This is a genomic window from Zooshikella sp. RANM57 (assembly GCF_050749885.1).
GTDB lineage: Bacteria > Pseudomonadota > Gammaproteobacteria > Pseudomonadales > Zooshikellaceae > Zooshikella.
Genome location: NZ_JBOIUB010000002.1, coordinates 1 through 16,297 on the forward strand (window position 1 = coordinate 1; position 16,297 = coordinate 16,297).

Genomic DNA, 16,297 nt, shown 5'->3' on the forward strand with positions numbered 1-16,297 from the left:
GCTGTTGCTGTTGCTGTTGCTGTTGCTGTTGCTGTTGCTGTTGCTGTTGCTGTTGCTGTTGCTGTTGCTGTTGCTGTTGCTGTTGCTGTTGCTGTTTTTGCAATAGTTTTTCAAGCAAATCTTTATTGTATTGTGCATCTTTATGGTTTGGATTGAGTTTTAAAGCCTTTTCATAGGCTTCAATGGCAGGCTTCAGCAGGCCTTGTTTCGCAAGGCTGTTGCCTTGATTGTAATAGCCTGAGGCTGTATTCAGTTGACCAAATAATTCGGCTGCTGTCTTATAATCGTTGGCGTTATAGGCTGCTGTTGCCTTCCAAGCAGGATCTTCAAATAACATCTGTGCTTGTTTAGGATCATTTTGTTGTAGGGCATTAGCGCCTTGCTGATCAGGTGTTTGCCATAAATCTTTCCAGCTAAGAGCCTGTGCAGACGGCGACTGTAAGGGTAAATAAAAGCAAAATAGCAGTGTGATTAACCAGCCACGTCGAAAAGCAAGAAGGGCAATAGGAAGTAGCAATAGTGTTAGCCATACGCCTTGATCTTGCCATTGGTCAAACCCTTGTCGAGCAACCTGGTGATGCTGCTGGCGATTATTTTTAGGAAGCACTTTGAGTAAGTCATCATCAGTCAGCGTTAGGTGACTATAGGTGCCGTTATTTTCTTCAGCCAATTGAATAAGCATTTTACTGTTTCGTTTGGCAATAATAATGGCGCCATTGTCATCTTTTAATAATCCCTGGTTACCCAGCTTGATAGGTGCTCCTTGGTCAGAACCTACACCAATAACACTGAGTGATACGGATTGCTCTGCCAGGATCTGATTAATTTGCGATAATGACTGTTGAGTAACACCATCTGTAATTAATAACAAATGTCCTTGGCCTTTACTCCCTTGATGTAACAAAGTCAGTCCCTGCTTGATACCTGCAACGACATTACTTCCTACTGCTGGCATAATTTCTGGCTGAAGGGCTTTGGTTAAGTTGGCGACAGTTTTCGTATCTTCTGTTAATGGACTGACAACAAATGCATCCCCTGAATAGGCGACAAGTCCAGTCAGACCTTCTTTTCTTAATTTGAAAAGATCCTGAAGCTTCCGTTTAGTGGCGACCAGTCGGTTTGGTTTAACATCTTCAGCGTACATTGACAGGGTTTGATCAACCACAATCACCAGGGGTGTTTCACTGCGATGTACAGGGACACTGATTTGCTTCCAACTTGGACCAGCAAGGACTAAGGTGGCGAGTAACCAGCCAATAAATAGACCGATAAGTGGCCAGCGCTGTTGAAAATGTTGCATTTGCTTGCCTACCAGAAAGGGCAGTAGTTCAGGTGCAATAACGTGTTGCCAGGCGCCCTGTTGCTGTTTGGCATACCATAGCGCTATCGCCAGAAGTATTAAGGGAACAAGCAATAGTAGCCAGGCAGGACGTAAAAAGTGAAAATGGGTGAGTAGTTCCATCAATACTTCCTCGTTGACCACCACTGTTTTGACTGGGCTAGCATGAGGCCCGCCCATATCAAGCTAATCAATAATGCAAAGCCTAGTGGCCAGTAGTGCAGTACTTTAATTGGGCGGAATAACTGTGCCTCTTGCTCAACAGGTTCCAGTTGATCAAGTTGTTGATAAATATCTTCAAGTTGTTCTGTGTTTTTGGCGCGAAAGTAGCGGCCACCTGTTATTTTGGCAATGTCTTTTAGAGTATCTTCTTCCAGGTCTTGAGAGGGATTAACCCGTCTTGCCCCAAAAGGGGAGCCTAAAATACCGGGCTGAATCATTTCCTCTGCACCTACACCAATGGTATAGACTTTGACCTTTTCCTTGGTAGCAAGCTGTGCAGCTTGCTGCGGTGTTACCTGACCTGCTGTATTTTTTCCATCAGTCAGCAGAATGAGTACTCTACTTTTTGCTGGACGTTTTCTTAATTGTTTAATGGCTAAACCAATGGCATCACCAATGGCTGTATTGCTTCCAGCCATGCCAATAAAAGACTCTTCTAATAAAATACGCAAGGTGTCTTGGTCGAAGGTGAGCGGTGCTTGCAAGTAAGCCTGGGAACCAAATAGGATGAGTCCTAAGCGGTCCCCTTTCCGGCGTGTTAAAAAGTCATCCAGCACGGACTTAACGACAGTCAGTCGGTCAACATGCTGTCCATTGAGTGTTAAATCTCTTCTTTCCATACTTCGAGATAAGTCTACAGCAAGCATGAGATCACGTGCATTACTGGATAAAGGTATAGGATCACCCACCCAGCGAGGCTGGCTAGCGGCCAGTAGTAAAGCAACCCAAATCAGTATTAAAAAAAACAACGACCAGCGTCGTCTTATAGCTGTGGAAGAGGATGAGCTGTCCGTTAGCTCAGTAATCGTTTGGTAAAAAGGTACGTGCAATGCTGACTCCTCTCGTGGTGCTGGTCGGAGCAGCTGATAACAAAGCCAGGGCAAAGGTAATAAAACTAGTATCCAGGGCCAGTGTAGTTCAACCATGATGCTTTTTTGGTCCAGTTAATTAATAGCGCGTGTAGCCGCTCAGTATTACAGTGCGGGTTCGGTTGGTAGCTCATTGTCCCGAGGGCTTGTCCAACACCATCAGTAAAGGCATTTGACTGACTTGCCTGATCAAGGACTTGTAACCACTGTTGGCCACAAAGCGAGGCTATATTTGCACGAGACTGTGTTTGTAAAAGGGTTCGCTTTAAATACTGGTTTGCGTGATGTAAGTAAGTGCTTGTTTGTTGATATTGTTGATAGTGCAGCCAGATTTGATTGAGCTCATCAAGAAGGTGCTGTTGGTATTGATAACGCTGCCAAAAACGAAGCAGAAACCAAACACAGAAAACAATAACACCAATGGTCAGCACAGCTAATACCCACCACCCTGGTGATAACGGCCACCAGTTTATAGGAGGGGGCTCATGTAAAGGTTTTAAGTCCGAAAGCACCTGCGCTAGTTGGGGGTTTAAAGCACTCATACAACACGCTTGCTCCAGGGCGAGTGAAAGACCTGTTTGAGTTGATCAACAGCGGACTGTTGTGTTGTCAGGGGGTGAAATGCCATCCGATAGCGTCGGCAGAACGCCGTCAGGGTTTGCTGGTGTTGTTGTGCTTGTTCAGCAAAGCGCTGACGCAACTGTTTTTGTTGCGTATTCAATGAGCAGCGATGTTGGCCATCGGTAAAGGTATAGTTACCTGGGGGGGGTAACTGACTTTCCAATGGGTCCTGAATAGGAAACATGAGCACATCATTATGGCTGGCAAGCCGAGATAAGTATTGACGAGCCCGCTCAGAAAACTGCTGAAAGTCACTAAAAATAGCGACAGTGGAACCTGGTTTTATTAAACGACAGGCATGTCCAAGCACATCAGCAAAGTGAGTTGACGATTTTGTAAGCTGTGCCGTCATACTCAATTCATGATTATAAGCATGTATATTATGAAGCAGCTGCAGTACGGCTTTCTTTTGACGTCGGGGTTTAATTTCCTGATGGCCTTTTTCTGAAAAGACAATACCGCCAACACGGTCACTATTTGCCAAAGCCGCCCAAGCTATGGCAGAGCCTGCTTCTGCTGCAATGACTGATTTGAAGTCACCTTGACTACCGAAAAACAGCGACTGACTTTGATCGACCAAAATAAATACAGGACGTTCCCGTTCTTCTTGAAATACTTTGGTATGGGGCTCCTGACTTCGAGCTGTGACCCGCCAGTCGATAGTGCGAACATCATCACCTGGTTGATAGACTCGAACTTCGGCAAACTCAATACCTCGGCCTTTACGACTGGAACGGTATTGGCCACTCAGTGCACTTTTGGCAATGCGTGGCCTAAACAGGCTTAGTTCTTTACTATGTAGTCGTAGCTGTATTAGATCATCTAATGAAGAATAGGCTCGATAAGTCATATTAAGCTATTGGCACCACAGAAATGAGCTTGTCTATTACTTGCTGTGGACTGATACCTTCAGCTTCTGCTTCAAAAGAGAGAAGTAGCCGATGCCGTAATACATCGTGAGCAACAGCTTGTACATCATCAGGACTCACAAAGTCTTTATCATTTAACCAGGCATATGTTCTGGCACAACGGTCAAGGGCAATCGTGCCGCGCGGGCTGGCGCCATACTCAATCCAATCAGCGATCTGTTTATCGTATTCGGCAGGGTGCCGGCTGGCTTGAATAAGCTGCACAATATATTCCATAACACTATCCGCCATATGTAAATCAAGAATTTCCTGGCGGACGGCAAAAATAGAAGCTTGGGAAACGGGTTCGGCGGGAGGGGCTGGTGAATGGCTTTTAGCTTCACCTCGTGCCAGTTGTAAAATTTGTCTTTCAGCTGCAGCATCTGGATAGTCAATTAATACATGTAATAAGAAACGATCGAGCTGGGCTTCTGGTAAGGGGTAAGTTCCTTCCTGTTCAATAGGGTTTTGGGTTGCCATTACCAGGAACAGTTCAGGCAGTAAGTAGGTCTGTTTACCCACACTAACCTGGCGTTCAGCCATCGCTTCCAGTAAGGCTGATTGAACTTTAGCAGGTGCTCGGTTGATTTCATCGGAAAGCACTAAATTATGAAATATGGGGCCTTGTTGAAATTGAAACGTGCCATTTTCTGGACGATAGATATCAGTACCCGTTACATCCGCAGGCAGTAAATCAGGGGTAAATTGAATACGGTGAAAATTAGCCTCAAGCCCAGTAGCAAGCATTTTGATTGCTTTGGTTTTGGCTAAGCCTGGTGCGCCTTCTACCAGTAAATGACCATCAGCCAGTAAGGCAATAAGAAGACGTTCAATGAGATGCTGTTGTCCAATGATGACGGTAGCTAAATAGTCACGTAAAGCATTTATAGCGGCTCGATGACTCATACACCTTTCTCTTTGTAATACTAATACGACACATTATGTCAACCAGGGTGTCGTGTAATGAATTATATCTTTAGCGTTTAATCCTTCTTGCTATGGGGGTTATGCTATGGTTTTTCAATAGGATCAAACTTTAGTTTCTTCTTTTAGGGTTTCTTTGCTTTATAGCCGGTTGTGTTCGGAAAATACGACTTAAGAGGCTTTTGAAAGTTCCCCTATAATTCCGAGATAAACTAGAAAAAGCTGGCTGGTTTGGGTGACGGCGCCAACTATACTCCTCAATCTCTTGATCTCAAAGTTAAGAAGGTAAGGGGTATAAACAATCAAAAAACAGAGATAACACAACGCATTAATCATGATTTGTTTGAAGTTGGACTTCTCTCGTTATCCCTTGCGCACCAGTTATTAATCCTTGAGCTACCTTGTGTAGTGTTTAGCTTTTCTTGGAGTGAGTGGTATGGGCTATATTGCTGCGGATAACAAAGCGGACTTTTTGGCCAAATTAGTCGTTGAACTGGAGCATCATGTACCTAAGGAACAATATGAACCGCTTAGGGCATTTACTCAGCAGTTTTTTTCAGTAACTGCATTTGAAGACCTGGCTCGTTTTCATAAAAGTGATGTCGTGGGGAGTACATTATCACTTTGGCGATATATCCAATATCATAATCCCTCACAGCCAAAGATTACGGTTATCAACCCTGAGTATGAGCATCAAGGTTGGCATTCTACTCACACAATTATTCAAATATTGCATCAGGACTTACCCTTTATCGTTGATTCAGTACGAATGACACTTAATCAACGTGGGTCAACGATTCATTATTTACAAAATAGTGTCTTTAATCACCTGCGAGATCCCTCACATCATTTAATGTTATCGGGTGAAAATGCAACAGATGCCGTTAAACATAAAGAAGCAGTGCTTTACCTTGAGATTGATCGACTGGATAGTCAATGCGAACTGGAGGCGTTACAAGAAGAAATAACGGCCGTTTTATCGGATGTTCGTTTGGTGGTGACAGATCATAAAGCAATTACAAAACGCGTAGCAACGCTGGCTGAGCAAATAACTCAGCGTCCAGTGGGGAAGCATGATGATATTCAAGAGATTAAAGCCTTTTTACAGTGGTTAATTAAGGATAACTTTACTTTTTTAGGTTATGAAGAGCTTACCGTAGAGCCAAAAGCGCAACGAAAAACCATTAAACCTGTAAAAAGCACTACTTATGGCTTACTAAAATCGGGCCGGTTATCATCTCAAGCTGATTGTGATTTTTATAGTAACAAAGCGATTGTCAGCTTCTCAAAAGCAGGTGAGCGTTCAACGGTTCACCGACCTGCGTATCCCGATTACATTTCCATTAAACAATTAAATGAGCAGGGAGAAGTGGTTGGGGAAGCGAGAATTCTTGGCCTTTATACCTCGCCGGTTTACCATCAAAGCCCTCATCATATTCCGTTGCTACGTCAAAAAGTCAAGCAAGTCATCGCAAAATCACACATTCATCCCAAGTCGCATCATGGTAAAGAACTGAACCAAGTATTACAGGTTTTGCCGCGAGAAGAGCTTTTTCAAATGTCCTTTGATGAGCTATACCAAACGGCGCTAGGGATTTTACAAATTCAGGAACGTCGTCAAATCAGGCTGTTTATTCGTCAGGATAAAAACCAGCTGTTTTATTCATGCTTAGTCTATATTCCTCGTGATGTGTACAACACACGTTTGCGAATAAAAATGCAGCAAATTTTGGAAGATCGATTGAATGTGCAGGATGCAGAGTTTACCACCTATTTTTCCGAATCAGTGTTAGCGCGTGTCCACTTTATTTTAAGAGTGAACCCAGATCATGAACATAATTATAATTTACAAACGTTGACGAACGAAATAATACAAGTGGCGTATTCCTGGGAAGAAGAGTTTAGGGATACCTTACTTGAAGCAAAAGGTGAGGTGTTAGGGAATCATCTTATTGTGCAATATGCTGACGGTTTTCCTGCAGGTTATCGTGAAGTATTTTCACCACGAACGGCGGTCGTTGATGTTGGGCATCTTGAATCATTAAGTGCGGATGATCCACTTGAGATTAGTTTTTATCAGTCCATTGATGATGTGGAAACCACATTACACTTTAAGGTTTACCATTATAATCAACCTTTGCCGCTGTCTGATTTAATACCGATTATTGAAAATTTAGGATTAAGGGTAGTGAGTGAACACCCTTATAAAATCCGTAAGAAATCAGGTGAAATTTTTTGGACCCATGATTTCACCTTGGAATATGCGCTTGAGCCGTCAGGTAATGGTCAACAGACTATCAATGTACAGCAGGTTAATCGTATTTTTCAGGAAGCCTTTCGAGAAATTTGGTTTGGGCGTGCAGAAAATGATGGCTTTAATCGATTAATATTGGGTGCCCAGTTAGATTGGCGCAAGGTTGCCATGTTGCGTGGTTATGCGCGTTATTTAAAACAGATTCGATTTAGTTTGAGTCAGCCTTATATTGAGTCAACATTAATTCAAAACATTGTCATTACTAAGTTATTGGTTGAACTGTTTAATATTCGTTTTAATCCGGAATTTAAGGGTACATTAGCACACCGGCAACAACAGCAGCAGGATATTGAATACCAAATTTATGCTGCACTGGATGAGGTTAATGTCTTAAACCAGGACCGTACATTACGCCGATACGTTGAAGTGATTAGTGCCACATTACGCACAAACTTTTTTCAGTCTCAGGGCACAAATGTTTCGAATAGTGGTATACAGCCTAAGACTTATATTTCTTATAAATTTGATCCTACGCATATCCCTGAGATGCCGTTACCTCATCCTATGTATGAAATATTTGTCTACTCACCGCGCGTTGAAGGTGTTCACCTGCGTGGTGGAAAAGTGGCGCGTGGCGGGTTACGTTGGTCTGACCGTTTAGAAGATTATCGGACTGAAGTACTGGGATTGGTAAAAGCGCAACAAGTCAAGAATGCCGTGATTGTTCCTGTGGGTGCAAAAGGTGGCTTTGTGCCTAAACGGTTACCCACGGGCGATCGTGAAGCGATCATGGCAGAAGGGATTGCCTGTTATCAGCTATTTATTCGTGGGTTATTGGATTTAACGGATAATTTAGTGGCTAACGAATTAAGTAAACCACCTCAGGTGGTGTGTTATGACGATGAGGATTCATACTTAGTAGTGGCGGCGGATAAAGGTACAGCCACTTTTTCTGATGTTGCCAATGCCATTGCTAATGAATATCAGTTTTGGCTGGGAGATGCATTTGCCTCTGGTGGTAGTGTAGGTTATGACCATAAAAAAATGGGCATTACGGCGCGAGGTGCATGGGTATCAGTACAGCGTCATTTCCGAGAACAAGGTATTGATGTTCAACGTGAGACAGTTTCCGTGCTTGGCATCGGAGATATGGCAGGTGATGTATTTGGTAATGGTATGCTACTGTCAGAGCAAATTGCGTTAGCAGCTGCATTTAACCATCAGCATATTTTTATTGACCCTAACCCCGATGTGGAGGCGTCATTTGCTGAACGGCAACGACTGTTTGCTTTACCTCGATCCAGCTGGATCGATTATGATCAGCAATTGATTTCTTCAGGTGGTGGTATTTTCTCCAGAGATGCTAAATCTATCGTTATTTCACCTGAGATGCAGCAACGCTTTGCTATAACCTCATCTAAGTTAACCCCTAATGAATTAATTCATGCCTTGTTAAAGTCACCTGTTGATTTGATATGGAATGGTGGCATTGGTACGTATATTAAAGCACAACGAGAGACGCATAATCAGGTGGGTGACAGAGCAAATGATGCGCTACGTATTAATGCGACTGACCTTCGTTGCAGAGTGGTCGGTGAGGGGGGAAATCTGGGTGTGACCCAACTGGGTCGAGTAGAGTTTGCACTTAATACCGGGGCCATAAATACAGATTTTATTGATAATGCAGGTGGTGTCGATTGTTCTGACCACGAAGTGAATATCAAAATTCTATTAAACAGTATTGTCACTAATGGTGATATGACCATTAAACAACGTAATCAACTGCTTGAGAGCATGACTCATTCAGTTGCAGAGCTGGTTTTGTTGAATAATTATCGACAGGTGCAGGCTATTTCTCTTGAAGCTCGGCAAGCACAACAAAAGATTGATGAGTATCAGCGTTTTATTCATCATTTGGAAGCACAAGGTAAATTAAATCGTCGCATTGAATACTTGCCTGATGATGAGACGCTGGCAGAACGTATGACACAAAATCAAGGTCTGACGCGTCCTGAGTTGTCGGTATTAATTTCTTATAGTAAGTCCGATTTAAAAAATGCGCTGGTAAGTTCGTCTGTACCTGATGATCCTTATTTAGCTCAGGAAGCATTAACCGCTTTTCCCGCTGTCCTTGCTGAGCGCTTTGGTGAGGAAATTCCCAAACATCGACTTCACCGTGAAATTGTTTCTACGCAATTAGCCAATCATTTAATCAATATGATGGGTATTACCTTTGTGCACCGTATGCAGTTATCAACGGGAGGCGATGCAGCCGAGGTTGCTCAGGCATTTGTCATTGCTCGGGATGTTTTTGCGGTCAGTGATTATTGGCAGCAAATTGAAGCATTAGATAACCACATTGCAGCTGAACTGCAATTACAAATGATGCAAAATTTAATTCGCTTATTACGTCGGGCATCTCGTTGGTTTATCCGCAATCATCGTGCAGATTTGTCGCCAAATGCATGTGTTGCCCATTATGGACCACGTATGCGTGAGTTTATTCAAGTGTTTCCATCGTTACTTAATGAAGAAACCTGTCAACGCTGGCAAGGGGAAACGAATGAACTAATCAGTCAAGGCGTTGCAGATACATTAGCCGGTGTAGTGATTGGTTTCCGTCATGTGGTGAGTGGTTTAGCCATTATTCAGGCAGCGGACCAAACAGAATGTCCTTTACCTCTGGTTGCGCGTGTTTATTTTGCCATGGCGGAGCGTTTACACTTAAACTGGTTTACTCAGGAGTTGGGTAAATTACCCGTCGATAACCATTGGCAATCACTCGCCCGTGAAAGTATCCGCGATGAGCTGTATTCATTGCAAAGAGCCTTAACCGTAAGTGTGTTGTTAACGGATAATGCGCTCAAAGATACACCGATTGAAGCTGTCGATATCCCTGCATTAATACAACAGTGGGTTGATGCTAATGAAATATTAGTCAAACGTTGGGATACCATGTTAGAAGACTTACGAAGTCAGGGTGCTTCTGAGTTGGCTATGTTTACGGTAGCGAATCGAGAGTTGACGGATATTGCACGTAGTGGCCAATTAGAAAGTTAACAGAGTGCTCAATTATATTGAGTCAAGAAAGGGCAGCGTTAGCTGCCTTTTTCTTATTCACAAATATCTATTTTTACGAATGTGTTTCTATGGAGGTATTATTCAGTAAAATTTGTTATTGTGAGTGCTCAAAAAGTTAATACCCACTTGACTTGTGGGTATAATAAGTGGAAAAGAAGCGCGAGCAAGAGTACACAATTTCTCAGCATATTTTAATTATAAATTTTTTGTTGGGACACGTTGATAGTTATAAACGTTATTTTAACAACATGGAGAACCTTATGCGTCTGATTGTAAACTCAAAAAAGGCCCTGTTTGGTCTAGCATTGGGCTTAGTCTCATTATCTACTTTTGCAAGTACAGAAAGCTTGATTTCAAAAGCACCAGAGGGAGCAGAAGTTTATTTTATTAGTCCTCAGGATGGTGAAACTGTTTCAAAAACAGTGACTGTAAAATTTGGTTTGAAGGGGATGGGGGTTGCGCCAGCAGGAATAAAAAAAGAGGCTACAGGACATCATCATTTATTGATTGATGTTGATAAATTACCTGATATGAAACAGCCATTACCCGCAAATGAGCATATTAAGCATTTTGGGGGAGGCCAAACAGAAACAACAATTACTTTAAAACCTGGAAAACATACGTTACAACTTTTATTGGGTAATTATCTACACATACCTCATGATAAACCCATTATGTCAAAAAAAATAACGGTTACCGTTAAAGAGTAAAACGCTTAGCGTTTAAAAACTTCTGGCGATTACTTGTTTAATCGCTAGAAGATAGTAAATAAAGACTCATTTATTATCATTAATCTTGCAATAATCTCCTGTCTCTCAAGCTTACCCATATGGCTCTCACGTTTTTCTCACCCAATTTTGGTGGGTAACTATGCTATACTCATCGCACAATTTTCTTTGTTTGGGGTAGTGTTGTGTTATGCATGCACTTTACTCTCTTGTTTTATTGAATAAGTGTTATCCTGGCGTTGACGTGGCTACCGCTAAAGTTAAGCTGGCGGGTATGCTTAAATTAGATAAGCAAACACTCGATCGTCTACTGGCAAAGCAAGAGGTTGTTATTAAGCGCAAACTAGATAAGAGCGCAGCTCAAAAGTACAGTGATAGTCTTAGCCAAACAGGATTTATGGTTTCTATTAAGGAAGAAGTACCCCCCGTTGCTCCCTCCCTTTCTCTGGTTGAAAAAGAACGTTCAGAAAGCGCGGCCGTTAAGCCTGATGAGCATCAATCTGATACTGGAAATGTTTATCGCTCACCACAAGTTGATACCGATCCCCGTCGTCGGGCTTTTTGTCGTCAGTGTGGTACACAAATCAGTACAGAAGTGCCTTATTGTCCTGCCTGCGGTGCTGGACAAATGATAGGTATTGCCAAAAATAAATATGTGGCTGGGATACTGGCGATTTTTACTGGCTTTTTAGGTATTCACCGATTTTATTTAGGGCAATGGTGGGGAATTTTTTATACCTTATTATTATTTACTGGACTGCCTGTAATTATTTCGCTGGTAGAAGGTATTGTTTTTTTATGTACACCCAAACAGCGTTGGTTACGACATTATGGCAACGTGACAGCTTCAACCCCTATTGGTGCAATTATTGGAGGAATAATAGGGGGCGTTGTGATTGTTGGTATATTAGCAGCCATTGCGATTCCTGCTTATCATGACTACACAATACGAGCTAAAATTAGTGATGGACTAGCTTTCTCTGAACAAGCACGAGAGCAGTTATCACTGTTTATTCGGGCAAATAATGTGTTTCCAGATAGTAATACGCAAGCAGGTTTGCCTGAAACCATTAACAATGAAATTGTATCGTCCATTCGTGTCTCGAAAGGTGGATTATTAACGATTCAATTTCGTAAAGAAATCACTCATCAACCAAGGCAAACGATTGTTTATCGTCCCTCATTAGTTAATGGGCAGGTCGAATGGGATTGCTCTGGAGGTAGTTTAGGACCTAGGTTTAGACCTCGTGCATGCCGAGCTTCTAGTGATTCCAGAGGAGGGGTAAAGGACATTATTTCTACTGATGGGCGCCTATCTGTGACAGTGCCTTCCCATTGGAACGTGATTGAGAAATTAAATGAAGAGGCGGTACTGCAGGTTGCTCAGCTTAGGGATGAGAATTATCTGATTGTGTTAGCAGAATCTAAAATGGATTTTGAAACGTCGGTTAGTGTTCAGGAGTATGGAGAGCTTGTTTCCAATATTATTTTAAGCAGCCTGGAGCAATCAGAGTTAATTGCTGGGCCAATGAGTCTTGAGGTTAATGGACACCCCGCAGTTAGTTATGAAGTTGTGGGACGAACTCAACGGGTTAATATCTATTACTATTTAGTCGTGGCACAAAGTGATGAAGAATATTTTCAACTGGTCAGTTGGACACTTAAGTCACGCATGAATAGAAATAAACCAACCTTACAGCAGGTTATTAAAAGTTTTAAGGTTCAATAGGTTTTGCATTGAGCAATTCAAGAAAACTGAGGGAAAAATAGCAAATAAGGGGATTTAGCTTGTTATGCTGCTAGGGAGAGCTACTATCAGAAAATTTTGATTTGGCGGTGAGGGAGGGATTCGAACCCTCGATACGCTGTTAACGTATACACACTTTCCAGGCGTGCTCCTTCAGCCACTCGGACACCTCACCAGACGCGCTGCCCAATGACGTTGGGCAACGGCGCGCTAATGTATAACAAATACGGGTAAAAGGCAAATGCAATTGATTTATAGTTTTTATCTGTTAATTTTGACTGTTTGATGTGTAAAATCTATCATAAGTTGATGGCTTAGAGCTACAGCTTTTGTAGTTTCCATGTACTAACAGAGCCTAGTACCCCGTTTGAATACACTTTGTACTCGATTTGTAAATTCTTATAAGTCCGTTTGAGGGTTGTTATAATTTCTCTTCTTGCCGTACCACCCTTTGGTCCCAGTCGTATTTGACTGTGCTGCACAAAGGAAATCTCATTTCGACTGATGCTGTTTACCTTTACATCTCCCGCAGGGTGATTTCTGTTATAGCGTAAAAAACCATTACTGGAAAAAAGACGGAAGGTTTCTGTGCGTTGTTTACTTTGAGCTATTGACTCCATATCTGCCGTGATTTCAATATCTTGCTGGCTAAAGACATCCATGTCAGCTTTAAGGCTATAGTTATCTGGTTTTTGTCGAGGTTTTTTTTCTGTCCCTAAACAAAAGAAGCCTGTCGCTGTGCCTCGCCAGTTACCGCGCAAATTTTTAAACATGTTGCGAATGTTGTGGATTTGCTTGTTAGTAAGTTTAACAGGTTTTATCTCTTCAAAGGCTTGACCTGACTTCTTTTTAAGGGGGGATGGGGTGAAACATGGTTCAGCACTATAAGTTACTTGTGACATCAAAGTAATAATTATAAAAAGGAAAATGACTTCTATCTTCATAATAGTATATTTCGTAGCACTTATCGCTTAAATGAACATAATAGAAAATACTATCATGTAACTTTTTATATAGCTACAGTATAATCAATTTTGAGATTTGGTATATAATCTACTAGAAACCTAGTTTAATCACCGTATAGAAGTGCGGTAAAATGTTCTTTCGGTAACTGTATGCTTTTTGAAATTATTAGCAGAGTATATAGTAGTAATATAATAAAAAGTTTTGGTTTGGTTAGTTCATACCAGCATGATATTTTTAGAAGAGATATATACTTATTATGTGAAAAAAACAGTGAAGTATATTTGACAGGTTACATGTTTATTAAGCTACTATTTTTTCCTTGTAGTATTAAATCTTTCTCACTAAAAGGGAGAGAAGAGATTGAATCAGTTAATAGGCTAGTAAATTATGCATTATCTAGCCAAGCCAAAAAACAGAAGAGTATTATTGTCAAAGAGTACAACGAGGGAGCGTTAAAAGTTACGGAGTTAGTTGAGTATAAGGTCATTGAAAACATTAAATACGTGATTTATAGAGTAGAAACAAGAATGTTGGGTGTTCCTTTGGGAGGTTCATTAGAATATTGCTTTATAGGTAAAAGCGCTCTCGCTAAATTAAAAGAAGCAATAGAGTTATCATTAAACAATATTTAGTGGCTTAACTCATTGAATAAAAGACCCCAAAAAAGCTCATTTGGTAAGTTACGCTGTCAGTTGTTATTTGTTCCTCCTAAATAGAAGGCCATCCTTGGCTGCTGCTTAGAGTGCTCCTAACACATATTTCGCAAACAACAACAGGCAGCGTCTGTTACCTTCAGTCATTCATCTCCCGCCATTTCTTGTGAGTATTGAAAATCATGAATGAAAAGTGAAAACATTGAGTATGTGTTTACCTGATTTATTAAACTTGGGGATGAGTGCTGAAAATCTGATGCCCTAATGCCATTAAGGTAGAGGGCATCAACATATATATTTAGATATAATTTCTACTTATTAAAAATAGCTCTGCCTGGATTAAGGATATGTTTAGGGTCCATCCATTGTTTCAACATTTTCATGGGGCGCCAGTAACGATCAAAGTGTTGGCTCCAGTCTTTTTGCTCCATAGGCATTGCACCTACAGGATAGTAATACCCACCTAATTGTCGTGCACTTTCGTAAATATCCCGATTGAGTAGCATGAGCTCTTTTGCGCGTTCTTTTGTTGGTGGGGTGGCATTGCGCATAAGAGAGAAATAGAAGAAGTGCTTTTCGTCCGGTTTTCTTAATAGTGGTGTTGATAACTTACAGTGGTTAAAGCCTGATAGTAGGATAGGTCCACCGCCTAAATCTTCAGGTTTTAGGGATTGCAATGTATTATTAACGAAGTTTTCTGCTTTAGATGCAGGGATTAATAAAGGACACCAGGGATGTGGATAATCCCATAAGCCAGTACTGCGGAGGTATTCTATAATAGGGGCCAGACGGTTTAGGAAAGTTAAAAATGGCATATCCTGTACAGTCAATGCATCAGGATTATAATTCAAGTCTTTCAAGAGTACTGCATTATCTGGGGATTCATCAGAATTATAATATTTTGTGGCTTGCAGGATAAATAACCAACCTCCCGTTTCACTAGGTTGAACACCACCTTGAATACCATCAAAGCGACTACTTTCTATGAGGAAGAGATTATCTTTACTAAAGCTAGCAAAGTCGGTATACACCAGTTGAAAGTATCTTGCCATTGAAAAAGCAGGTTCAAGTTTAAAACAGGCACTCACAATAATGCCAAACTGACCTAAACCTGCTCGAATAGCATTAAATAACCAGCCATTGCTTTTGGCAGAGCATTGTAAAAGCTGCCCTTGGCTGGTCACTATTTCTATAGAATCAACAATATCAGTCATGGCTCCATGCTTAAAAGATTGGGCGCCAAAACCTCCCACAGAAATTGAGCCACCAACAGTGATTTCTAGAAAGTCCACAACGACAGGTAACGTTTTTTGATGATCAAGTAAGGTTGGCATAACATCTAACCAACGGGCACCTGCATCGACGTGTAGTGTTGTATTTGTGATTGATTGAATTGTGTTCAGCGATGATGTATCGATAACAACACCCGCATCTGCCAGTGTTTCACCTGCAGTTGAAAAACCTTGCCCTTTGGCACTGACGACAATCATGTGCTGGTTGGCAAACTTCATTAGTTTGATGATGTCTTGCTTAGAGGCAGGGAGAAGCACGGCCTGTGGGACTTTATGTTCAATATGACCAAAGTCTTCTGCGGCTTGATTGAGAGAGTCTGGATCTGTGAGTAATTGTCCTTCAAAGTCCGGAAAATCGGTTGCTAATGCGCCCTCAGCATGTTCTTCAGGGTAGGTTGCCGTTGTAGCCCAGGTGCGGGTTATGGTATTAAAACCAAGTACGACACTTGCTGTAAGGGCACCTTTAACCAGATTTCTGCGAGACAATCCTTGTTTCATATACTGATTACTCCACGTTGGAAAGATTATTAGCGAATACTCCTCGCTGTGGGTATATTTATTCTTATCACTATGGGTTATGTGTTTTTCATTGCAGTGTTAATGGCTAAATTATGATTTTGTTATGAGCCAATGAAGCGAATATATATACCCAAGGTGAAGAATATCATCATAAAAAATTTAAAAGAAAGAAGG

11 protein-coding genes and 1 tRNA gene are annotated in these 16,297 nt (G+C 41.5%); 4 read left to right on the forward strand and 8 right to left on the reverse strand.

What is annotated here, in order from left to right; translation table 11 throughout:
* From ACQ96U_RS04960 to ACQ96U_RS04980, 5 genes are all read right to left on the reverse strand, one after another.
* Positions 1–1,462: vWA domain-containing protein (locus ACQ96U_RS04960; RefSeq protein WP_431720137.1), on the reverse strand; the 1,462-nt coding region annotated here is incomplete at its 3' end.
* A complete protein-coding gene (locus ACQ96U_RS04965; RefSeq protein ID WP_431720138.1) occupies positions 1,462–2,487 on the reverse strand; it encodes a vWA domain-containing protein in 1,026 nt (341 codons plus the stop codon). The genes ACQ96U_RS04960 and ACQ96U_RS04965, both read right to left, overlap by 1 nt.
* A complete protein-coding gene (locus ACQ96U_RS04970) occupies positions 2,457–2,972 on the reverse strand; it encodes a DUF4381 domain-containing protein (protein WP_431720139.1) in 516 nt (171 codons plus the stop codon). The genes ACQ96U_RS04965 and ACQ96U_RS04970 overlap by 31 nt, the downstream gene beginning before the upstream one ends.
* The gene (locus ACQ96U_RS04975; RefSeq protein ID WP_431720140.1) at positions 2,969–3,901 is read right to left on the reverse strand and encodes a DUF58 domain-containing protein; all 933 of its coding nucleotides are present in this window, start codon (positions 3,899–3,901) and stop codon (positions 2,969–2,971) included. Before ACQ96U_RS04975 ends, ACQ96U_RS04970 begins: the two co-directional genes overlap by 4 nt.
* 1 nt (position 3,902) lies before the next feature.
* Positions 3,903–4,865, reverse strand: a complete 963-nt coding sequence (locus ACQ96U_RS04980) for an AAA family ATPase (protein WP_431720141.1) — start codon at positions 4,863–4,865, stop codon at positions 3,903–3,905.
* A 454-nt stretch (positions 4,866–5,319) separates the two neighbouring features.
* Here ACQ96U_RS04980 and ACQ96U_RS04985 point away from each other — a divergent pair, with 454 nt between their 5' ends.
* The 3 genes from ACQ96U_RS04985 (at position 5,320) to ACQ96U_RS04995 (ending at position 12,675) form a co-directional block, all read left to right on the forward strand.
* On the forward strand, positions 5,320–10,197 hold the full coding sequence (locus ACQ96U_RS04985) for an NAD-glutamate dehydrogenase (protein WP_431720142.1): 4,878 nt from the start codon (positions 5,320–5,322) through the stop codon (positions 10,195–10,197).
* A 281-nt stretch (positions 10,198–10,478) separates the two neighbouring features.
* Positions 10,479–10,928: a DUF4399 domain-containing protein gene (locus tag ACQ96U_RS04990; protein ID WP_431720143.1), complete on the forward strand. Its 450-nt coding sequence runs from the start codon at positions 10,479–10,481 to the stop codon at positions 10,926–10,928.
* 208 nt (positions 10,929–11,136) lie between these two features.
* Entirely contained in the window at positions 11,137–12,675 is a 1,539-nt protein-coding gene (locus tag ACQ96U_RS04995; RefSeq protein WP_431720144.1) for an NINE protein, read from the forward strand.
* Between the two features lie 102 nt (positions 12,676–12,777).
* Here ACQ96U_RS04995 and ACQ96U_RS05000 read toward each other — a convergent pair.
* Positions 12,778–12,868: transfer RNA gene (locus tag ACQ96U_RS05000), tRNA-Ser, on the reverse strand.
* Between the two features lie 145 nt (positions 12,869–13,013).
* Positions 13,014–13,595 carry a hypothetical protein gene (locus ACQ96U_RS05005; protein ID WP_431720145.1) on the reverse strand — a complete coding sequence of 194 codons (582 nt, stop codon included), beginning with the start codon at positions 13,593–13,595 and terminating at the stop codon, positions 13,014–13,016.
* 213 nt (positions 13,596–13,808) lie between these two features.
* Here ACQ96U_RS05005 and ACQ96U_RS05010 point away from each other — a divergent pair, with 213 nt between their 5' ends.
* Positions 13,809–14,291 (forward strand): hypothetical protein, encoded by a 483-nt coding sequence (locus ACQ96U_RS05010; protein WP_431720146.1) that lies wholly within the window; start codon positions 13,809–13,811, stop codon positions 14,289–14,291.
* A 332-nt stretch (positions 14,292–14,623) separates the two neighbouring features.
* Here ACQ96U_RS05010 and ACQ96U_RS05015 read toward each other — a convergent pair whose 3' ends face one another.
* Positions 14,624–16,102: an FAD-binding protein gene (locus ACQ96U_RS05015; RefSeq protein WP_431720147.1), complete on the reverse strand. Its 1,479-nt coding sequence runs from the start codon at positions 16,100–16,102 to the stop codon at positions 14,624–14,626.
* Between the last annotated feature and the right edge of the window lie 195 nt (positions 16,103–16,297).